The organism is Pelomicrobium sp., from assembly GCF_036803785.1.
In the GTDB taxonomy this organism is placed as follows: domain Bacteria; phylum Pseudomonadota; class Gammaproteobacteria; order Burkholderiales; family UBA6910; genus Pelomicrobium.
On record NZ_DAIRTR010000049.1, the window covers coordinates 1 to 19411 of the forward strand.

A 19411-nucleotide genomic window follows, 5' to 3' on the forward strand; every position below is an offset into this window, starting at 1 on the left:
GCCGCCTTCTTCTTGGCGGGAGCCTTCTTCTTGGCTGCGGTCTTCTTCGCCGGCGCTTTCTTCTTAGCGGCAGGCTTCTTTGCCGTGGCCTTCTTCTTGGCCGCAGGCTTCCTCGCCGCTGGTTTGGCAGCCTTCTTGGCTGCGGGTTTCTTTGTTGCCATGGTCAACCTCCTATCAAGTTACGTACACAAGGTACAACACTTGGCACTCGCGTGCCCCCTACCACCGGACGCGGCATGGCCGGCGGTGATCCGCCCGCCTACCGCGGCCTGCAGTAGCCTGTCGCCGCCCACGGCCTGTGCTCTAGTGCATGGCCAGCTTGGCCTTGTTGATGAGATCGTAGTACAACACATCGGCGTCGAGCTCGACTCCACTTTCCCAAGATAGCACATTACTGCGCGGGTCAATGCTGACCTCGCGGAAAGCATCCTCGTCGAGCCATGCTCGGAACTTACCCTTGCCCACCAGCGGGCCCAGGCAGACGCGCCCTTCGACGCCGTCCTCGAACCGAACCCACAGGGTGTAATTCGCCTCGGCACGCACTTCGGCGACCTGGCACAGCAGCGCGTCCATGATCAATCCCAGCTCAGGGTGCCGCCCACTTGATACTCGATCACCCGGGTCTCGAAGAAGTTTTTCTCCTTCTTAAGGTCGATCATCTCGCTCATCCAGGGGAACGGGTTGGTGGCACCGGGGTAGAGGGGATCTAGACCGATCTGCTGGCAGCGCCGGTTGGCGATGAAGCGCAGGTATTCCTTGAACATGGCGGCGTTCAGGCCCAACACTCCTCGTGGCATGGTGTCCTCGGCGTAGCGGTACTCAAGCTCCACGCCGCAGCGGATGAGCCCGGCGATCTCCTGCCTGAACTCCGGTGTCCAGAGGTGGGGGTTCTCCAGCTTAATCTGGTTGATGAGATCGATGCCGAAGTTGCAGTGCATCGACTCGTCCCGCAGGATGTACTGGTATTGCTCAGCCGATCCAGTCATTTTGTTCTGCCGCCCAAGGGCCAGGATCTGGACGAAGCCCACGTAGAAGAAGAGCCCCTCCATGATGCAGGCGAAGACAATGAGACTCCTCAACAGCTGCTGATCGGCTTCCCGGGTACCGGTCCTAAAGGAGGGGTCTGTCAGGGTGTCGATGAAGGGGATTAGGAACTCGTCCTTGTCCCGGATGCAGGGGATTTCGTGGTAGGCATTGAAGATCTCCCCCTCGTCCAGCCCCAGGGATTCCACGATGTACTGGTAAGCGTGGGTATGGATCGCCTCTTCGAAGGCCTGGCGCAGCAGGTACTGGCGGCACTCGGGAGCGGTGATGTGGCGGTAAGTCCCGAGCACGATATTGTTCGCTGCGAGCGAGTCGGCGGTGACAAAAAAGCCCAGGTTGCGCTTGACGATGAGCCGCTCGTCTGGAGAAAGCCCATCGGGGTCCTTCCACAAGGCGATGTCCCGGTTCATGTTGATCTCCTGGGGCATCCAGTGGTTGGCGCAGGCGGCCAAGTATTTCTCCCAGGCCCACTTGTATTTGAACGGCACCAGTTGGTTGACATCGGTTTGGCCGTTGATGATGCGTTTGTCTTCCACCCGGATGCGGCGGTAGGCGAAAGCATTGTCCATAACGGCTATCGGTCTTGCCGCTGGCGTGCCGCCAGGGATTCCCAGAGCCTGGACGCCCCGGGGTCGGCTCACGAGGTCGTCTTCAAAACCCAACATAATTTATTTCCTCCATGTTCGTCTGCTATGGCTCGGGCAATCGGATTAGCCCCATGCCCTTTCCTGACTAATCCTTCTCGCCTGACCTCTAGCCCCTGTCTACTGGCAGGACTCGCACTCCGGATCGCCAATGGCGCAGAGCCTGGGCTCGACCGAGGTGGTTTCTTCCACGCCCCCTTCCGCGGGGACGGCGTTCAGCGCACCGGCGCGCACCGTCGATTTTTCGGCGCTGGTGGCCGCTAGGGTTCTCAGGTAATAGGTGGTCTTGAGTCCCCTGATCCAGGCGAGCTTGTAGATCTCATCCAGCTTTTTGCCGGAAGCGCCTGCCATGTACAAGTTCAGGGACTGGGCCTGGTCGATCCATTTCTGGCGCCGGGCTGCCGCCTCGATGAGCCACTTGGGATCGATCTCGAAGGCGGTGGCGTAGAGCTTGCGGATCTCCGGCGGGATGCGATCGATCCGGGAAAGGCTGCCGTCGAAGTACTTAAGGTCTGCGATCATCACCTCGTCCCACATCCCCAGGCGCTTGAGATCGTCCACCAGGTACTGGTTGGCGACAGTGAATTCGCCTGACAGGTTCGACTTTACGTACAGATTCTGGTAGGTGGGCTCGATGGAGGCCGACACGCCCACGATGTTGGCGATGGTGGCGGTGGGGGCGATGGCGATGCAGTTGGAGTTACGCATGCCGTGCTTGCGGATCCGTTCCCGCAGAGCCTGCCAGTCCAGAGTAGCGGAGCGGTCCACTTCCAGATACCCTCCCCGCTCCTCGGCCAAGAGGTCAAGAGAGTCCTGGGGCAGGATGCCCCGGTCCCATAGGCTGCCGGGATAGCTGGCGTAGCGCCCTCGCTCCTCCGCAAGCTCGGTGGAAGCCCAATAGGCGTAGTAAGCCACCATTTCCATGGACCGATCGGCGAATTCCACCGCCTCTTCGGACGCGTAGGGGATGCGCAGCATGTGCAGGCAATCCTGGAAGCCCATGATACCGAGCCCCACCGGGCGGTGCCGAAGGTTGGAGGTGCGCGCCTTGCCCACCGCGTAATAGTTGACGTCGATCACGTTGTCCAGCATGCGCATGGCCGTGGAGATGGTCCGGCGCAGCCTTTCCGCATCCAGCTTGCCATCCGTAAGGTGGGCTGCCAGGTTGACCGAGCCCAGGTTGCACACGGCGATTTCGGCTTCCGAGGTGTTGAGGGTGATCTCGGTACAAAGGTTGGAGCTGTGCACCACTCCCACGTGGCGCTGGGGCGAGCGGATGTTGCACGGGTCTTTGAACGTGATCCAGGGATGCCCGGTCTCGAACAGCATGGTGAGCATCTTGCGCCACAGCTGCACCGCGGGAATCCTCTTGTAGAGCCTGATCTCCCCCCGAGCCGCCTTTTCCTCGTAGGCGATATAGGCCTCTTCGAAAGCCTTCCCATACTTGTCGTGCAAGTCCGGCACCTCGTTGGGAGAGAACAGGGTCCACTCACCCCCCTCCATCACCCGCTTCATGAACAGATCGGGCACCCAGTTGGCGGTGTTCATGTCATGGGTTCGGCGCCGGTCGTCCCCGGTGTTCTTTCTGAGCTCCAGGAACTCCTCAATGTCCAGGTGCCAGGTCTCGAGGTAGGAGCAGACCGCCCCCTTGCGCTTGCCCCCCTGGTTGACGGCAACGGCCGTATCGTTCACCACCTTGAGGAAGGGAATCACCCCCTGGCTCTTGCCATTGGTGCCTTTGATATGGCTGCCCAGCGCCCGCACCGGGGTCCAGTCGTTTCCCAGCCCTCCGGCAAACTTCTGCAGCAGGGCATTTTCCTTGATTGCCTGGAAGATGCCGTCCAAGTCATCGGAGACCGTGGTGAGATAGCAGCTCGAGAGCTGGCTGTGCCGGGTGCCGGAATTGAATAGCGTGGGGGTCGAGCTCATGAAACGGAAGCTCGACAGCACGTCATAGAACTCGATGGCGCGAGCCTCCCGGTCGATCTCGTTGAGCGCGAGACCCATGGCCACCCGCATGAAGAAGGCCTGGGGTAGCTCGATGCGTCGGCCGTCCACGTGGAGAAAGTAGCGGTCGTACAGGGTCTGGAGCCCCAGGTAGCCGAACTTGAGGTCCCGGGATGCATCGAGGGCCGCCCCCAGGCGCTTTAGGTCGAACTCCCCGAGCCGCTCGTCCAGCAGCTCTGCCTGGATACCCCGGGCGATGAACTCGGGGAAATACTCGGCGTAACGCTGCGTCATCTCCGCCTGGGTCACATCGCCCCCGAGAACCTCGTGCCGGATCGAGTGCAGGAGCAGGCGAGCGGTCACGTAGCTATAGGCCGGATCCTTCTCGATCAGGGAGCGAGCAGCCAGCACCGAGGATTTCCTCACCTCCTCCGCCGGCACGCCGTCGTAGAGGTCGCGTAGCGTGGCCTGTAAGACCAGATCCGGCCGAACCGCCTCGCCCAGACCCTCGCACGAAGCCTCGATCAGGCGCTTCAGGCGCTCCACGTCCAGCGGGCGGCGGCTGCCCGCCTCCACGACGTGCAGCGCCGGCGCCTCCGCGGCCTCCCGCGCCTGCTTCTGCCGGGCGCGTTCCCGAGCCCGCTCCTCCCGATAAAGGACGTAGGCTCGGGCCACGGCGTGCTCACCAGCGCGCATAAGGGCGAGCTCCACCTGGTCCTGGATGTCCTCGATGTGGAACGTGCCACCGCCCGGCTGGCGTCGCGATAGCGCGTTCACCACCGCCTCAGTCAACTGGGCCACCCGTTCCCGCACTCGGGCGGAAGCGGCCCCCTGGCCGCCGTTCACCGCGATGAAGGCCTTGGTCATGGCGATGGCGATCTTGGCCGGCTCGAATCCCACCACGGCGCCGTTGCGTCGGATGACCTTGTATTGGGCGTAGGGCGAGTCTTGATGAAGTGAGGCGTCGGGGCTCCCCCCCGGCGCTGGCGTCGCGAACGAGCTGCGCTCTCCTTTTGTGACGAGTTGCATCCTGAAATCTCCCCTCAGAGCTCGATGATTTGGTTCAATCTGTGGCCATCTTGTGCCGTGGTATTTATATGAACACTATATCTTGTGGCCACTATATCTTGTGCTTGGATTCTGCTTCTGCCACCAATAGTAGTAGACGATCTGCAGGAGTGCAACCCATTTCCGTCGCATGAAAAAGCGGCGGGAAAAAAGAGAGGGCATTCCGGTCCAGCCGGATGAATTCCGGCAAGCCACATCGGCGAGGGTTCCAGCAGGAAGGGTGCGTTTCGACCGCGCTCCAAGCACCCGCCTGGGAAAGCACAGTGGCGGACGTTCGACGACTGAGCCGAGGCTCAATCCTTCTTGGTGAGACGCGCGGAGCAACCTCGGGCTGCGCGGTAGCGAGCCCAGTCGAAACACGGGCCGGGGTCGGTTTTGCGGCCGGGGGCAATGTCGGAATGACCCACGATGTCTTCGATGGGGTAGATCGAGCGCAAGGCCTGCGTCAGGCGGTCAAGGCCGCGGTATTGAACTTCTTCGAAGGGGAGCCAATCGCAGCCCTCCAGCTCGATCCCGATGGAAAAGTCGTTGCAGCGCTCCAGGCCTCGCCAGTTGGAGGCACCGGCATGCCAGGCGCGTTTGAGGCATGGAACGAACTGGACGAGGGTTCCGTTGCGGCGCAGCAGAAAATGGGCTGACACTTTGAGGCCGGCGACCTGGCGATAGTAGGGATGGGCCTCGGGATCGAGCCGGTTGGTAAAGAGCTCGATGATGCCGCCCCCCCCGAACTCCCCGGGAGGCAGGCTGATGGCGTGAATGACCAGGAGCCGGATGGCCGTCCCCGCCGGGCGTTCATCCCAGTTGGGTGAAGGGATGTACTGGGCGCCCTGGACCAGGCCGTACTCGTCGATCCTCAAGCAGTCGCCCAGGTCCTGATCGGAAACGGACTCTGGCGAGCCAGGAGCGGTGCCCGACCCTTCGCTCATTGGATCCCCAAGCGCTCCATGCGGTAGCGCAGGGCGCGGAAAGTGATCCCGAGGAGTTTAGCCGCCGCGGTCCGGTTGAAGCGGGTCTTCTCCAAGGCTTCCAGGATCGCCTCTTTCTCGACCCGGTCCAGGTATTCCTGCAGGGGCCACTTACCCTCCAGGGTGGGCGTTGCCTCGGATGCCTCGGCCGGGGGGGTAAGTTGCAGATCCTCCACTTGGATCACTCCGCTACCGGACAGGGCCACGGCCCGCTCCAGGATGTTCTCCAGCTCCCGCACGTTGCCCGGAAAGTCGTAGGCGGTGAGCGCCTGAAGCGCCTGCGGCGACAAGCGGCACGTCGGACCATCGCGGGTAAGCCGAGCGAGGATCGACTCGGCAATGCGAGGCACATCCTCTCGCATTTCCCGCAGTGCCGGCATCTTGAGCTCGATCACGTTCAACCGGTAATAGAGGTCCTGACGGAAACGCCCCTCCTCCACACAGCGCCCCAGGTTCTGGTGGGTAGCGCTGATGATGCGCACATCCACCGGCTCTTCCTGGGTAGAACCCACTTTGCGGACCCGTTTCTCCTGGATCGCCCGCAGGAGCTTTACCTGCATCGCCAGGGGTAGGTCGGCCACCTCGTCCAGAAAAAGGGTACCGCCGTTGGCTGCCTGGAAAAAGCCGTCCCGGTCGCTCTCCGCTCCGGTGAAAGCTCCTTTGCGATAGCCGAAGAACTCGCTTTCCATGAGGTTCTCGGGGATGGCGCCACAGTTGACCGGCACGAACGGTTTAGAGCGTCGGGCACTCGCCTCGTGGATAAGCCGGGCTGCCAGCTCCTTACCACTGCCGGACTCGCCACTGATATAGACGGGGGCCTGGCTACGGGAAAGCTTCTCGATCATCTCCCGCACATGGGCGATGGCCGCTGATTCTCCAATCAGTCGCAGCGCCTCGGGCGCGGTCTTGGCAGATGTCTCCTTGGGCAGGTTCAAGGCCGACTTCACCAGGGTGCGCAGCTGGTCCAGGGACACGGGCTTGGCGAGGTAGTCGAAAGCACCCGCCTTGAGGGCGGCGACCGCATTCTCGGTGCTACCGTGGGCGGTGATCACGGCGACCGGCACGTCGGCGCAGCGGGCAGCGATATGACTGACCAGCTCCAATCCCGTGCCGTCGGGCAGGCGCATATCGGTGAGGCACAGATCGAAGCCGCCGTGAGCGAGCTTGTCTTTCGCCTCGGCGAGACTCGCCGCCCGCTCCACGTCGAGCCCCATGCGCAGCAGGGTAAGCTCCAGCAGCTCCAAGATGTCTGCCTCGTCATCCACCACGAGCACCTTGGGCACCTGCCCCTCGCTAGAGCCGGATCGCGTCGCTCGCTCTTTGCGCTTTAACATGATCCCTCCTGCATACCACCCTGAAATACCCTCCCCCGCCGGTATCGAGACAGTCCAGCGTCGCCCCATTGGCGTCGCAGATCTCGCGAGCGATGAAGAGCCCGAGCCCAGTGCCCGTCGGCGCCGTGGTAAAGAAGGGCTCGAAGAGTTGGGCTCGCAGCTTGGGGTCGATGCCCGGACCGTCGTCAATCACGTCGAGGCACACTTGGTTGGGAGTGACTCCGTCCACGGCCCGCAGCCGCACGCTTCCGGGCACCTTGCGGCAGTGCCGCCAGGCATTGCTGCACAAATTCCACAATACCTGATTCAAATGGCCACGGTCAAAGCACACGGTCCGATCCGTTTCCACCTCGATCAGGAAGGCTTCCTGGGGCACCCGCTGTCCGTGGCAGAATTCCTCCACGAAAGTGCGCAGAAACGGCTCGGGCCGGAAGACCTCGGCATTGACTCGATCCCGACGGTTTAACTGCAGCACCTCCTTCACCATGCGCTCTAGCCGCTGGGTATTGTCGCGGATAATGCTCAGCAGCCGCTGCTGGGTAGGGTTGATATCCCGCTCCTCCATCAGGAGCTCGGCCGCGTGACTGATGGCCGAGAGGGGGTTACGGATCTCGTGGGCGATGTTGGCGGTCAACCGACCGAGGGCAGCGAGTTTGAGCTGCTGGGCCTGGGATTGGATCCGGCTCATGTCCTCGAGAAAGAGCACTGCTCCGCCCTTGGCACCATCGCCGGTCGGAACGAAGCGCGGGCGTATCAGCCGATTAGTGGAGGAGACCCGCAGCAGATCGAAGCGCGTCTCCGGGTTTTCTCGCCACTGGCGCAGCCGCTCGCCAAGCACCGGCAACAGCTGTCCGACCTCCAATCCCTGCCCGGTCCCAGGGACAAGGCCGAGCAGCCGTTCGGCCTGGGAGTTGCGCTGCAGGACCCGGCCGTCTCCATCGAGGACCAGCACGCCATCGTGCATGTCCTGGATCACCAGCTGATTGATCTGAGCCATGCTCGCGAGTCGCATGCCGTGCTGGTGGGCGAGCTTTTCGCTTTCCACGACCCGCCGGGCCAGGGCATGAGCCAGCCAGGCCGTGGCGAAATAGCCAACGCACAGCAGCCCCGTGGGAAAGAAATCAGCGCTAGAGCGCTGCTCGCTGATCACGCCATAGGCCGCCTCGGCGAGCACCGCCATGCTGGCGAGGGAAGCGAAGAACAGCACCATCCGGCCCTGGGCGATCAGCCCAGCCGCGGCTAGGGTGGGCAGGAGCAGCAGGCCGAGGGCGCTGCGCATGCCACCGCTCGCGTGGAGCATCAAGGTGACGAAAAGCACGTCCGCCGCCACCTGGAGAGCGAGCTGCACGCTGAAGCGCACCCGACGCGCCCAGATCATGGCGACGAAAACCGCTGCGCTAGCGAGATAGCCGATTGCGGCGATCAGGTAGAGCCGGCGGTCGGTGGAGGCGAGGATCAACTCGGGACCCAACAGCAGTACCGCCCCGAGAAGGATGACACCGAGGGCAAGCCGGTACGCGTTGAAATAGGCGAGGGAACGCCAGAAAGGCGGGGGCGGGTAGGCCGCGGTGGCCTGCCTGTCCGCTTCGGCCGATCCGGGCGGCTGCTCAGCCCCCGTGGAGACGCCGGTGCTCTTCGCTGCAGTAGTGGCGCTCACCGCTCGAGAGGCTTTCGCTACGGGGAACGTGAATACCGCAATGGGCGCAACGCACCATGTCTTCCACGGCGGGCGGCGGATGGGTGGAGGAAGGGCGCTCGACGTGTTTGCGATAGGCCTTGAGGATCCAGAAGACGACCAGGACGACGAGGGCGACCAGGAGCAACTTGCCCATCGGTCACCCTCCTCGACCCGGCGGCTTTCCGGACTGCCGGGCGGTCCCAACGGTGTCTGCCCTCATGCCCAAAGGGTTCGCCCGCTCGGCCCCTTCCTGCCGAGCCCGGGCGCCAAGGTCTCGGAGTGGCCATCCCTTCGTCCTCAAGGACGCCTTCCCAGCGCCGCGGGATCGGCAGAGGCAAAATGGTCGGGGTGAGAGGATTTGAACCTCCGACACCTGCGTCCCGAACGCAGTACTCTACCAGGCTGAGCTACACCCCGAAGCAATCAACACTACGCTTGCCGTCCCCACCTTCATCCGGACGCCTTTTTACGCCTGTGCGCCGCTTTCCGGCGGGAAATCGGGCGCGAAAACGTCTAATATGTTCGCGTCACCGCAAAATCGGCTAATTGTAGCAGACATTCCTTGTAGCGCGTGGGCGCAAGGGGCTCCAGCATGGCCACCGCAAGACCGGATTCTGCCGCGGCCCGCGCCCGAGTGTACTCCAGGGCCCCGGTCTCCTGGATAGTGCGCAGAACCAACGGAAACTCTTCGGTCCCTCCCCTCTCGATGGCGGCGCGGATCAGGGCCGCCTGCTCGGGAGAACCCGTGCGCATGGCGTAGATTAGGGGCAAGGTGGCCTTGCCTTCGGCCAAGTCGTCACCCAAGTTCTTGCCGGTCTGGTGCAGATCCCCGGAGTAGTCGAGCACGTCGTCGATCAGCTGGAAGGCTGTGCCTAAGTGCATGCCGTAAGAGGCCATCGACTGCTCGATGCGAGACTCAACGCCGCCCAAAATAGCCCCCAGCCGGCTGGCCGCCTCAAACAGCTTGGCCGTCTTGAAGCGGATCACCCGCAGATAGCGCTCCTCATCGATGTCGGCGTCGTGGCAGTTCATGAGCTGCAGCACTTCGCCCTCGGCAATGGTGTTGGTCGCGTCGGCGAGCACCCGCATGACAGCCATGCTGCCCACGCCCACCATCATCTGGAACGCCCGGGAATAGAGGAAGTCGCCCACCAGCACACTGGCGGCGTTGCCAAACAAGGCGTTGGCGGTTGCCCGGCCACGGCGCAGCGCGGACTCATCCACCACGTCGTCGTGCAGCAGGGTAGCGGTATGGATGAACTCTACCACCGCGGCGAGCTCATGGTGGTCGGTGCCGGAGTATCCACAGGCCCGGGCCGCCAGGATCAGGACCAGGGGCCGCAGGCGCTTGCCGCCGCTCTGAACGATGTATTCGCTCACCTGCCGGATCAGGGGCACGTCCGAGTGCAGCCGCTGCCGAATGACCCGATCGACGGCGTTCAGGTCTTCCTTGGCGAAATCGCGGATGGCTTCGATGGGCATGCCGGCGACGAGAAAAGGGGCTCATGGTAGGAACGGGCCTCCCCAGTGTCAAGGCGAAAGCAGCGGAAGACCGGGGAAACTCCTGCACCCGCTCCCTTCCTTTGACCGCCCCTCCTTTCCTGGATATACTTTATAGTTTTGAAAAAACAGGCTTTCGGAGATTGGCATGTACGCGGTAGTGAAAACCGGCGGCAAACAATACCGGGTCTCTGCGGGAGACAAGCTTCTGATCGAAAAGCTCCCGGCAGGAGCGGGCAGCGAGGTAGTGCTCGATCAGGTCCTCTTGATCGCCGACGGCGAACAAGTGAAGACCGGCACACCCTTGGTCCCAGGAGCGGCGGTGAAAGCCACGGTGCTCGGCCAGCGCAAGGGGGAGAAAATCAAGATCTTCAAGCTGCGCCGGCGCAAGCATTACCGCAAGACCCAAGGCCATCGGCAAATTTATACCGAGATCCGGATCGACGGGATCGAAGTCGCCTAAAAGAAGTTAAACCAGGAGTTCCCACATGGCACACAAGAAAGCTGGCGGCAGCTCGAGGAATGGGCGCGAATCGGAATCGAAACGCCTGGGGATCAAGCGGTTCGGCGGACAGCGGGTAAACGCCGGCGAGATTATCGTCCGGCAGCGGGGCACCCAGGTACATCCCGGGGAAAATGTGGGCATGGGCCGGGACCACACCCTCTTCGCCAAGGTGGCGGGCCGGGTGCAGTTCGCAGTGAAAGGCCCCCTGCGGCAAAAGACGGTGAGCATCATCCCGACTTGACCGCTGCCCGCCAGGCGGTTGCGTCGCGGCCGACGTGCTGATCTGGCACCGATGCCACCCGAACGGGGGAACGCGGCCCGCGGGGTAAAGGCCCTATCACGTGGATAGGGCTTTTTTGTTCCACCGATGTCTAAGGACATCGGACAGCTCCCATTTAGACCTGCCAGGGGACCAAGGAACTCCTCGAGGCGGGCGGGCAGCGGCTGCCGGTAGGCAGGATGCGCTAGCGCCGACGCTGTGAAGGACCGGATAAGTGAAATTCATCGACGAAGCCCTCATTCGCGTCGTGGCCGGGAAAGGCGGCGACGGCGTGGCAAGCTTTCGGCGCGAGAAGTACGTGCCGCGAGGTGGCCCCAACGGGGGCGATGGAGGCCGCGGCGGCAGTGTCTACCTAGTGGCCGATGCGAATTTGAACACCTTGGTGGACTACCGCCATGAGCGGATTTTTCGCGCCGGCAACGGGGAAAACGGTCGAGGCTCGGACTGCTACGGCAAAAGCGGGCGCGACCTCCATTTGCGGGTGCCGGTGGGGACGATCGTTACCGATGCCGAAACGGGTGAAGTGCTGGCGGATCTGAGCACTCCCGGCCAGACCGCCCGGGTGGCCAAGGGAGGTGCTGGCGGACTGGGCAATCTGCACTTCAAATCCAGTACCAACCGGGCACCGCGCCAGTTCACCCGGGGCGAGCCGGGAGAGGAGCGGACGCTCAGGTTGGAGTTAAAGCTTCTCGCCGACGTGGGGCTGCTGGGCCTGCCCAACGCCGGCAAGTCCACCTTGTTACGCGCCCTGTCGGCCGCCCGGCCCAAGGTGGCCGATTATCCTTTCACCACCCTCCACCCCCATCTGGGGCTGGTGCGGGTGGAAGCACACCGCAGCTTCGTGGTCGCCGACATTCCCGGTCTCATCGAGGGCGCCGCCGAAGGGGCGGGGCTGGGCCATCAGTTCCTACGCCACCTAGCCCGCACTCGCCTTCTCCTCCACCTGGTGGATATCGCGCCCCTCAATCCCCAGACCGACCCAGTCCGGGAGGCTCGGGCGCTCGTGCAGGAGCTCAAGAAGTACGACCCGGCCCTCCATCGCAAACCCCGCTGGCTAGTGCTCAACAAGGTGGACCTGCTGCCTGCCCAAGCGCGCCAGCAGGCGATCCAGCGGTTCGTGCGCGCCTACCGCTGGCAGGGCCCCACCTTCGCCATCTCGGCGCTCACCGGGGAAGGCTGCCGGGAGCTCGCCTATGCCGTCATGGACCACCTGGAAGCGACGCCCTTAGATGCAGCGTCGACCCTCACCGCCCAGGAAGAGGCAGGCTAAGAGGCCATGGGTTCCGTCGTTGCAAGAGCCCGACGTCTAGTGGTCAAAGTGGGCAGTAGCCTCGTAACCAACGACGGCCGGGGGCTTGACCATGATGCCCTTGCCCGCTGGGCGGAACAGATCGCTCGGCTGCGCCGGGATGGAAGACAAGTGGCCCTGGTCTCCTCGGGGGCGATCGCCGAGGGGCTGCAGCGTCTCGGCTGGAGGCGGCGCCCCCACGCCCTGCATGAGCTGCAGGCGGCGGCGGCCGTGGGCCAGATGGGGCTCGTGCAGGCTTACGAATCGTGCTTCCGCACCTACGGCCTACATGCGGCCCAAATTTTGCTCACCCACGACGACCTGGCCGACCGCAAGCGTTACCTCAATGCTCGCTCGACGCTCCTTACCCTGCTCGCCCTGAACGTGGTGCCGGTCATCAACGAGAACGACACGGTGGTCACCGACGAGATCAAGTTCGGGGACAACGACACCCTGGCGGCTCTGGTCACCAATCTCATCGAGGCCGAATGCCTCATCATCCTCACCGACCAGCAGGGGCTGTTCGAAGCGGATCCGCGCCAGCACCCCGAGGCGCGACTCATCGGTGAGGCCCGGGCAGGCGATCCCGCCCTGGAGCGTATGGCGGGCGGGGTGGGCTCCGCCATCGCCAAAGGGGGCATGCTCACCAAGGTGCTCGCCGCCAAGCGGGCAGCCCGTAGCGGCGCGGCCACGGTGATCGCGAGCGGCCACGAGCCCGATGTGCTGGTGCGACTGGCCGCGGGAGAACGCATCGGCACCCTGCTTATCACGGAGCAGGCGCCCATCACCGCCCGCAAGCAATGGCTCGCTGATCATCTGCAAGTACGGGGCCGCCTAATGCTGGACGCTGGCGCGGTAAAGGTGCTCCTCGAGCAAGGAAAAAGCCTGCTGCCCATCGGCGTAGTGGATGCGGTCGGGGACTTCGACCGGGGGGAAGTGGTCGCCTGCATCGCTCCGGACGGCCGGGAGGTGGCCCGGGGGCTGGTCAACTACAACGCCGAAGAGACGCGCAAAATCCTGCGTCGGCCGAGCCACGAGATCGAGGCAATTCTGGGCTACGTGGACGAGCCCGAGCTCATCCACCGGGACAATCTGGTGTTGCTGTAACCACGCACACCCAATCGCTGCGAAGGTCTAACCTGCCGCGCAGGTTAAGCGGGGCGGGCAAAGCTGCAATTGGGTTCCGCTCTCAAACTGCAGGGCCCCAGAAAAGGGGAGCCGGCGTACCGCCCTAGCGAACAGCGTTGAGGGATTCCGGATGGATGCCCGCCTTGAGCGCTGCCACGGCTTCTTCCGGGGTCCTGACCGGCATCTTTCCTGGGCAGAAGAAATCGTAGTAGAGCACCCGCTGGTGCAGGGTCTGCCGCTGGGCCTCGATGGGAATCCATCGGGGATTGCGCGCCTTGGACCATAGGCCCTCCCCCCGGCCGAAGGCGTAGCGCTTCAGCTCCCGGGTGGCACAGCGCATGCCCTCGAAGCTCACTGTGTTCGTCCCGTCTGAGCCTCGCACCACCAGGACGTAGCGCACCACCCCGTCCTGCCCCACCTGGATGGAAGCCGCGTCCACAAAATAGCGAAACGGCAGGGTCGGTGACACCCGGAACTCGATCAGGTTTTCCGCCTCGGGATAGGGGGGCAAGCGGGTCTCCAGCTCGCTCCACGCCTGCTCTTCCTCTTCCACGTATCCTTCCAGGCCATGGAAGGTCTGGGCCCAGCCGGGAAGCGCCAGACCGGCAGCCAGCAGGAGGGACAAGCCGGGACGAAGGAAGCGGATCATGCGCTCTGGAGGTCGTTGAGCAGCGACTCTCGCACTTGGGCATCGACCGGATCGACCACCGCGGTGTATTGCGGATGATCGACACCAATGGCGAGTCTTGCCCCGGCGCGCAACGCCCGGATCATCTCGGGCGTCAGCTCGAAACGCAGGAAGTGCACTGAAGAGGTCTTCTCCGGCGTCTCCCGTTCCAGGTCCTCGTCTGCGATGGCATAGACCCGGGGGAGCTCATCGATGCGCACCCAGACCCGGTCCTCGATACCGATCAGCTTTTTCAGCATCACCTTGCGCTCGTTTAGATCTGGGTACTCGATCATCATGGTGACCTTCCAGTTACTGCCATCGGGCACCAAAGGATTGTAAGCTTCCAGCTCGTCCTGAATCCCCTCCTCCTCGAAGATGCGCTCGGCGCGCAGCATCTCCTGAATCTGGTAGCGCATGGTGAGCTCGTCTTCGAAATGCAAAGTCACATGCTCACCCAGCCTCACCTTGCGGTTTTTCTTGTGCGCCATCACCCGGGCCCGGAAATCGGCCCTTGCCTTGGCATAATCCTCCAGAGACAACAGGCTCTCTCGCGTGATTCTCGGCATCGCTGACATCCTCTCCGTTGCTCCGACATTCGGGGCCGTCTGCATCACGGCCCCTCGCTTTCCAGTGTGCAAATGGCTCGGGGCTCGTCGATCGTGAGCACCAGACTCTCCGAGAGAAAGAGCTGGTAGTGGATTCCATCGTTGCCGGCGTAGCCGGCCATCAGGTCCTGCCCCACCACGATGCGGCCGACGCGCGGGTCCACCAGGACGGCCCCCTTGATCCCCGCCTTGTAAATTCCCAGCTCACACAAGCGCTTTAAATGCTCCACCTGGAGCATGTCAGTGCCCTCGTAACGACGGAAAAGGCTGTTGTACAAAGCGGGCTCCAGCGCCAGGGCGTAAGGACCATGCAGGCCATTCGAATCCAATGCGTTCACCGCAGCGAGCACATCGTTCAAGGCTTGCTCCAAGTTTTTCCAGTCACCACGCTTCACTCGGCTGCGGCCCTTCGCGTTCATCAGGCCCTCTAGGTGGAAACCCTCCTGGCCGTAGTAGATGAACTCCTCCTCTCGCCGGGCAACCGCTTCCGCCGCGGCGGCGAGCGCGTTGAGGTTGAGAGGCTCGCCCATCGTCACATGGGCTTCCAGCCGGCGCACGCTGAGATCGAATCGCTTGCGGATCATGGGTACCGATATGGCACGACTGATCACCGCCCCCGCCTCTCCTTCCGCCGGCTGCCGGCAGTAATCGTCGGCGCCAATCTCCACCGAGGTGAGCCCCATGCCGTAAGGTCCTTCCAGGTCCAGGAAGCGACGGCCGGTAAGCAGACCCCGTGCGCTCTTGACTGCTTGCTCATCGATCTTATCCCACAGGTGGGAAGGGAAAGGCGCCTGATCCCGATTGAGATATTTCATTTCACTGACCCTCCCTTTGCTTCAGCGAACCGATGGTAAGCCTCAACCCCATCGGGACCGCGCTCGATTTGCCCGTATCGACCTCCTCCACTTCGGTAATAGGCGCTTCGGTAAAGAGGTAGGTCTTCAGGTGACGCTCGAAATCGGGATGGCTCCTGCGCAGCCATTCCAGCACCATGCAGGCGTGCTCGATTTCCTCGCGCATGTTATGCAGAAGGATTTCCTTGAGCGCAGGGTCGGCACAGGCATCAGCCCGCTGCCGATACCAGTCCACCGCCTCCAGCTCTTCCTGCAGGGAAACGAGCGCTCGATGCAGATCTCTCGTTTGCTCGGAGATCTGCTCCAGGGGTTCGTGATAGCCCGCACTGCTAACTGCCATGGATTTTCTCCTTTCTCTCTTTCGGCCTCATATGCCGTAAGCCATCCGCAGCAGGGTGAGGGGATGGGTGGGCTTGCGGCCGTCCTTGAGCCCGTTCTCAATCTGGTGCCCAGCGATCGGACAATCGCTCGCGTAGTAGTCCGGTTCCTTTTGACGAACGCGGTTCACCACCGGTCGGCCGATTTTCATGGATGTCTCATGGAATTCACTTTTTACCGCGTAGGTCCCGTCATGGCCCGAGCAGCGCTCAATCAGGTCCAGTTCGGTGCCGGGGATCAACTGGAGGACCTCCCGAGTCTTGAGACCGATGTTCTGCACCCGCAGGTGACAGGCGGCATGATAGCTCACCTTGCCCAAGGGCTGCTTGAAATCCAGTTTGAGCTTGCCCTCCTTGTGGCGCAGAGCCAGGTATTCGAACGGATCGAAAATTCGCTCCCGCACCTTTGCTACGGCTTCGTCCTCCGGGAACATGAGGGGTAGCTCCTGCTTGAACATGAGCACACAAGAAGGCACAGGCGCCACCACGTCCCATCCCTTCTCGACCACTTCCAACAGAGCCGGAATGTTCTCCTGCTTGGCGCGGGCAACGGAGTCCAGGTCCCCAAGCTCGAGCTTCGGCATACCGCAGCAGCGTTCGTGGCCGAGCAGCGTAAGAGCGATGCCATTGTGCTCGAACACTTTGACCAGGTCCTCGGCGAGCTGGGGCTCGTTGTAATTGCCGTAACAGGTGGTGAACAGGGCCACCCGCCCGCGAGTCCGGCCCGCCACCTCGGGATGGGCAGCGAGGCTCGTGCGCCCTTTCAAGCGCCGCCGTGCCGTGCGCCACTGGTACTCGGGTAGTAGGGCGTCCGGGTGAATGCCCAGGGTTTTCTCCAGGACCTTGCGCAGGGCTGGGCTTCGGTTGGCTGCATTCACGGCCTGGGCCACCACGGGAATCGCTGCGAGCTTACCCACCGCGTCGGTGGAGGAGAGCACTCGGTCCCGGAAGCGGGTCTTACCATGCTTGAAGCGAAAGGCCTTGGCCCGCAACATCAAGTGCGGAAAGTCCACGTTCCACGGATGGGGCGGCACGTAGGGGCATTTTGTCATGTAGCACAGGTCGCAGAGATAGCAGTGGTCCACCACTTTCCAGTAGTCCTGCTTCGCCACCCCGTCCACCTCCATCGTCTCCGAGGCGTCCACCAGGTCGAACAAGGTCGGAAACGCATTGCACAGGCTCACGCAGCGCCGGCAACCGTGGCAGATGTCGTATACCCGCTCCAGCTCGGCGAACAGGGCTCCTTCGTCATAGAACTGCGCCTCCCGCCACTTGAGCGGATGCCGGGTGGGCGCTTCCAGGCTTCCCTCGCGGGGGGGATCGACCGGCGTCGGCATGATACGGAAACTCCTCTGGCTGGCTGAGTCTCGGCTGGCGAGGAACAGGCGCCCCATCCAAAAATCAGGGCCGGAGGACCGGCCCTGAGTGTGGCGCCGCGTGGCGAATTATTGGCCCAACGTATCCAGGGCCTTCTGGAAGCGATTGGCGTGGGAGCGCTCCGCCTTTGCCAGGGTCTCGAACCAGTCGGCGATCTCGTCGAAACCCTCCTCCCGGGCAGTCTTGGCCATGCCGGGGTACATGTCGGTGTACTCGTGGGTCTCGCCCGCAATGGCCGACTTCAGGTTATCCGGCGTGGGACCAATAGGGAGATCGGTGACCGGGTCGCCGCACTGCTCCAGGTATTCCAAGTGGCCATGGGCATGACCGGTCTCCCCCTCCGCCGTAGAGCGGAACACCGCCGCCACGTCGTTGTAGCCCTCCACGTCCGCCTTGGCGGCAAAGTAAAGATAACGTCGATTGGCCTGGGATTCGCCAGCAAACGCGTACTTGAGGTTTTCGTGGGTCTTGGATCCTTTGAGTTGCATGGACGCTCTCCTTTCTTCAAGTGAAAGGGCCAAGGACTTTCCCGAAGAGTCGATCTCGGGACAGCACATTTAGCCCAAGGTCAAAATTTAGACTTAGTCTAATTCAATGCGCTCCCCTCGTCAACGGCTTCCAGCCCTCGGCGGGCGGTCTTCGCGCTTTTTTCTTGGCGGCGACGGACGGAGCCACGACGCCGAGGCACAAAGCACCCGGCAGCTTAGATACGGTGCCCTCTGGCGAACTCCTCAGGCTCCGCCTGATTCTCCCGCGAGGGCTGGCATCGGCGGGCGGCGCGGCCGGGACCGCCGGCGGCTCCGTGGCGGCTCCAGATAACGGGCCAGCTCAGTGAGGGCCTGTTGGTAGACCAAGCGCTTGAATTCGACCACGGCGTCCAACGGCCCCCAATACTCGTACCAGCACCAGGCGTCGAATTCCGGGTGATCGGTGGCCCGCAGGCACACGTCGCAATCTCGGCCCACGAACCTCAACAGGAACCAGATCTGCTTCTGCCCCCGGTAGTGGCCGCGCCAGTCTCGGCGCAGCCATTGGGGCGGGACATCGTAGCGTAGCCAGCCGCGCGTGCGCCCCAAGATCCGTACGTGCTCGGGACCGAGCCCCACCTCCTCGCGCAACTCCCTATACATGGCTTGCTCGGGCGTCTCCCCCGGCTTGATCCCACCTTGCGGGAACTGCCAGGAATGCTGTTTGACTCGCTTCCCCCAGAAGACCTCGTTCTTGGCATTGAGCAGAATGATTCCAACGTTGGGGCGATATCCATCTCGGTCGATCATGGCATCACCCGTACAATTTCATGAACCGGTTCGATTTTTTCACATTTTGAAACGTAAGGAAAGCGCCCCTGGTCAGCCGCCCCCTCGCTTTCGGAGCGGCCTGACAGGATTTTGCCTTCCCCTGTAGAATTTCTTCTTCGCGAAGGACTTGCAGCATGCGGGTATCCCGATTCTTCCTTTCCACGCTCAAAGAGGCGCCCGCCGAGGCGGAAATCGTCAGCCATAAGCTGATGCTACGCGCAGGGCTTATCCGGCGCCTAGGCAGCGGGCTCTACACCTGGATGCCTTTGGGATTGCGGGTGTTGCGCAAGGTGGAAGCCATCGTGCGGGAGGAGATGAACGCTGCTGGCGCCATCGAGTTGCTGATGCCTGCCGTGCAACCCGCCGAGCTGTGGCAGGAGTCGGGCCGCTGGGAGGCCTTCGGTCCCCTCATGCTCAAAATCAAAGACCGCCACCAGCGGGACTTTTGCTACGGCCCCACCCACGAGGAGGTGATCACGGATCTGGCCCGGCGGGAGATCAAGAGCTACCGCCAGCTTCCAGTCAACCTCTATCAGATCCAGACCAAATTCCGGGACGAGATCCGCCCCCGTTTCGGGGTCATGCGGGCCCGGGAATTTCTCATGAAGGACGCCTATTCCTTTCATGCCGATCGGGCGAGTCTGGAGGCCACCTACCGGGTCATGTACGACACCTACAGCCGCATCTTCGCGCGCCTGGGGCTCAAGTTTCGCGCAGTCGCCGCCGATCCCGGCGCCATCGGTGGCAGCGCTTCCCATGAGTTCCACGTGCTGGCCGACGCCGGTGAGGATGCCATCGCCTATTGCCCCGATTCCGACTACGCGGCCAACGTGGAGCTGGCGGAAGCAT

General features: G+C 62.9%; 20 protein-coding genes and 1 tRNA gene. 5 read left to right on the plus strand and 16 right to left on the minus strand.

Translation table 11 applies throughout. From position 1 onward, the window contains the following. Positions 1-303: 303 nt before the first annotated feature. The 9 genes from V7Q81_RS07570 to ispB all read right to left on the minus strand — a co-directional run bounded on the left by V7Q81_RS07570 (position 304) and on the right by ispB (position 10162). Positions 304-573, minus strand: a complete 270-nt coding sequence (locus tag V7Q81_RS07570; protein WP_333841601.1) for a DUF2442 domain-containing protein — start codon at positions 571-573, stop codon at positions 304-306. Positions 574-575: 2 nt separating this feature from the next. After that, positions 576-1709, minus strand: coding sequence for a ribonucleotide-diphosphate reductase subunit beta (locus tag V7Q81_RS07575; protein ID WP_333841603.1), 1134 nt, complete (start codon positions 1707-1709; stop codon positions 576-578). A 99-nt stretch (positions 1710-1808) separates the two neighbouring features. Next, positions 1809-4664: a ribonucleoside-diphosphate reductase subunit alpha gene (locus V7Q81_RS07580; RefSeq protein WP_333841604.1), complete on the minus strand. Its 2856-nt coding sequence runs from the start codon at positions 4662-4664 to the stop codon at positions 1809-1811. 332 nt (positions 4665-4996) lie between these two features. Further along, positions 4997-5560 (minus strand): 1,6-anhydro-N-acetylmuramyl-L-alanine amidase AmpD, encoded by a 564-nt coding sequence (gene ampD, locus V7Q81_RS07585; RefSeq protein ID WP_333841637.1) that lies wholly within the window; start codon positions 5558-5560, stop codon positions 4997-4999. 65 nt (positions 5561-5625) lie between these two features. Further along, entirely contained in the window at positions 5626-7002 is a 1377-nt protein-coding gene (locus V7Q81_RS07590) for a sigma-54-dependent transcriptional regulator (RefSeq protein WP_333841606.1), read from the minus strand. Next, positions 6962-8659 (minus strand): two-component system sensor histidine kinase NtrB, encoded by a 1698-nt coding sequence (locus tag V7Q81_RS07595; RefSeq protein WP_333841607.1) that lies wholly within the window; start codon positions 8657-8659, stop codon positions 6962-6964. Before V7Q81_RS07595 ends, V7Q81_RS07590 begins: the two co-directional genes overlap by 41 nt. After that, positions 8610-8834: a PP0621 family protein gene (locus V7Q81_RS07600; RefSeq protein WP_333841610.1), complete on the minus strand. Its 225-nt coding sequence runs from the start codon at positions 8832-8834 to the stop codon at positions 8610-8612. The genes V7Q81_RS07595 and V7Q81_RS07600 overlap by 50 nt, the downstream gene beginning before the upstream one ends. Positions 8835-9020: 186 nt before the next feature. After that, positions 9021-9097 (minus strand) — tRNA-Pro (locus V7Q81_RS07605). A 96-nt stretch (positions 9098-9193) separates the two neighbouring features. Continuing rightward, on the minus strand, positions 9194-10162 hold the full coding sequence (gene ispB, locus V7Q81_RS07610) for an octaprenyl diphosphate synthase (protein ID WP_333841611.1): 969 nt from the start codon (positions 10160-10162) through the stop codon (positions 9194-9196). A 166-nt stretch (positions 10163-10328) separates the two neighbouring features. On the opposite strand from ispB, the gene rplU reads away from it, so the two are divergent. The 4 genes from rplU (at position 10329) to proB (ending at position 13360) form a co-directional block, all read left to right on the plus strand. Beyond that, positions 10329-10643, plus strand: a complete 315-nt coding sequence (gene rplU / locus V7Q81_RS07615; protein WP_333841613.1) for a 50S ribosomal protein L21 — start codon at positions 10329-10331, stop codon at positions 10641-10643. A gap of 25 nt (positions 10644-10668) precedes the next feature. After that, positions 10669-10926 carry a 50S ribosomal protein L27 gene (gene rpmA / locus V7Q81_RS07620; protein WP_333841615.1) on the plus strand — a complete coding sequence of 86 codons (258 nt, stop codon included), beginning with the start codon at positions 10669-10671 and terminating at the stop codon, positions 10924-10926. A 253-nt stretch (positions 10927-11179) separates the two neighbouring features. After that, positions 11180-12235, plus strand: coding sequence for an Obg family GTPase CgtA (gene cgtA, locus V7Q81_RS07625; protein ID WP_333841617.1), 1056 nt, complete (start codon positions 11180-11182; stop codon positions 12233-12235). A gap of 6 nt (positions 12236-12241) precedes the next feature. After that, positions 12242-13360, plus strand: a complete 1119-nt coding sequence (gene proB, locus V7Q81_RS07630) for a glutamate 5-kinase (protein ID WP_333841618.1) — start codon at positions 12242-12244, stop codon at positions 13358-13360. A 124-nt stretch (positions 13361-13484) separates the two neighbouring features. On the opposite strand, the gene V7Q81_RS07635 is transcribed toward proB, so the two are convergent. The 7 genes from V7Q81_RS07635 to V7Q81_RS07665 all read right to left on the minus strand — a co-directional run bounded on the left by V7Q81_RS07635 (position 13485) and on the right by V7Q81_RS07665 (position 18541). Continuing rightward, positions 13485-14030, minus strand: coding sequence for a CNP1-like family protein (locus V7Q81_RS07635; protein ID WP_333841619.1), 546 nt, complete (start codon positions 14028-14030; stop codon positions 13485-13487). After that, positions 14027-14617 (minus strand): DUF3501 family protein, encoded by a 591-nt coding sequence (locus V7Q81_RS07640; protein ID WP_333841620.1) that lies wholly within the window; start codon positions 14615-14617, stop codon positions 14027-14029. Before V7Q81_RS07640 ends, V7Q81_RS07635 begins: the two co-directional genes overlap by 4 nt. A gap of 44 nt (positions 14618-14661) precedes the next feature. After that, positions 14662-15471 carry a family 1 encapsulin nanocompartment shell protein gene (locus tag V7Q81_RS07645; protein WP_333841622.1) on the minus strand — a complete coding sequence of 270 codons (810 nt, stop codon included), beginning with the start codon at positions 15469-15471 and terminating at the stop codon, positions 14662-14664. A 1-nt stretch (position 15472) separates the two neighbouring features. Then, complete coding sequence (locus V7Q81_RS07650) at positions 15473-15850, minus strand: ferritin-like domain-containing protein (protein ID WP_333841623.1); 378 nt, start codon at positions 15848-15850, stop codon at positions 15473-15475. Positions 15851-15877: 27 nt separating this feature from the next. Then, entirely contained in the window at positions 15878-17224 is a 1347-nt protein-coding gene (locus V7Q81_RS07655; protein ID WP_333841626.1) for a heterodisulfide reductase-related iron-sulfur binding cluster, read from the minus strand. A 108-nt stretch (positions 17225-17332) separates the two neighbouring features. Then, positions 17333-17752, minus strand: coding sequence for a rubrerythrin family protein (locus V7Q81_RS07660; protein ID WP_333841629.1), 420 nt, complete (start codon positions 17750-17752; stop codon positions 17333-17335). A gap of 243 nt (positions 17753-17995) precedes the next feature. Beyond that, the gene (locus tag V7Q81_RS07665) at positions 17996-18541 is read right to left on the minus strand and encodes an RNA pyrophosphohydrolase (RefSeq protein WP_333841632.1); all 546 of its coding nucleotides are present in this window, start codon (positions 18539-18541) and stop codon (positions 17996-17998) included. A 155-nt stretch (positions 18542-18696) separates the two neighbouring features. Between V7Q81_RS07665 and proS the strand changes: the two genes are divergently transcribed. Then, positions 18697-19411, plus strand: a 715-nt coding sequence (gene proS / locus V7Q81_RS07670; protein WP_333841634.1) for a proline--tRNA ligase, incomplete at its 3' end; no start/stop codon positions are given.

Bases quoted from the DNA above. Each gene is read 5' to 3' on its own strand.
- V7Q81_RS07570 (WP_333841601.1), bottom strand. From the start codon at position 573: ATGGACGCGCTGCTGTGCCAGGTCGCCGAAGTGCGTGCCGAGGCGAAT.
- V7Q81_RS07575 (WP_333841603.1), bottom strand. From the start codon at position 1,709: ATGTTGGGTTTTGAAGACGACCTCGTGAGCCGACCCCGGGGCGTCCAG.
- V7Q81_RS07580 (WP_333841604.1), bottom strand. From the start codon at position 4,664: ATGCAACTCGTCACAAAAGGAGAGCGCAGCTCGTTCGCGACGCCAGCG.
- V7Q81_RS07590 (WP_333841606.1), bottom strand. From the start codon at position 7,002: ATGTTAAAGCGCAAAGAGCGAGCGACGCGATCCGGCTCTAGCGAGGGG.
- V7Q81_RS07600 (WP_333841610.1), bottom strand. From the start codon at position 8,834: ATGGGCAAGTTGCTCCTGGTCGCCCTCGTCGTCCTGGTCGTCTTCTGG.
- ispB (WP_333841611.1), bottom strand. From the start codon at position 10,162: ATGCCCATCGAAGCCATCCGCGATTTCGCCAAGGAAGACCTGAACGCC.
- rplU (WP_333841613.1), top strand. From the start codon at position 10,329: ATGTACGCGGTAGTGAAAACCGGCGGCAAACAATACCGGGTCTCTGCG.
- rpmA (WP_333841615.1), top strand. From the start codon at position 10,669: ATGGCACACAAGAAAGCTGGCGGCAGCTCGAGGAATGGGCGCGAATCG.
- proB (WP_333841618.1), top strand. From the start codon at position 12,242: ATGGGTTCCGTCGTTGCAAGAGCCCGACGTCTAGTGGTCAAAGTGGGC.
- V7Q81_RS07635 (WP_333841619.1), bottom strand. From the start codon at position 14,030: ATGATCCGCTTCCTTCGTCCCGGCTTGTCCCTCCTGCTGGCTGCCGGT.
- V7Q81_RS07640 (WP_333841620.1), bottom strand. From the start codon at position 14,617: ATGCCGAGAATCACGCGAGAGAGCCTGTTGTCTCTGGAGGATTATGCC.
- V7Q81_RS07645 (WP_333841622.1), bottom strand. From the start codon at position 15,471: ATGAAATATCTCAATCGGGATCAGGCGCCTTTCCCTTCCCACCTGTGG.
- V7Q81_RS07650 (WP_333841623.1), bottom strand. From the start codon at position 15,850: ATGGCAGTTAGCAGTGCGGGCTATCACGAACCCCTGGAGCAGATCTCC.
- V7Q81_RS07655 (WP_333841626.1), bottom strand. From the start codon at position 17,224: ATGCCGACGCCGGTCGATCCCCCCCGCGAGGGAAGCCTGGAAGCGCCC.
- V7Q81_RS07660 (WP_333841629.1), bottom strand. From the start codon at position 17,752: ATGCAACTCAAAGGATCCAAGACCCACGAAAACCTCAAGTACGCGTTT.
- V7Q81_RS07665 (WP_333841632.1), bottom strand. From the start codon at position 18,541: ATGATCGACCGAGATGGATATCGCCCCAACGTTGGAATCATTCTGCTC.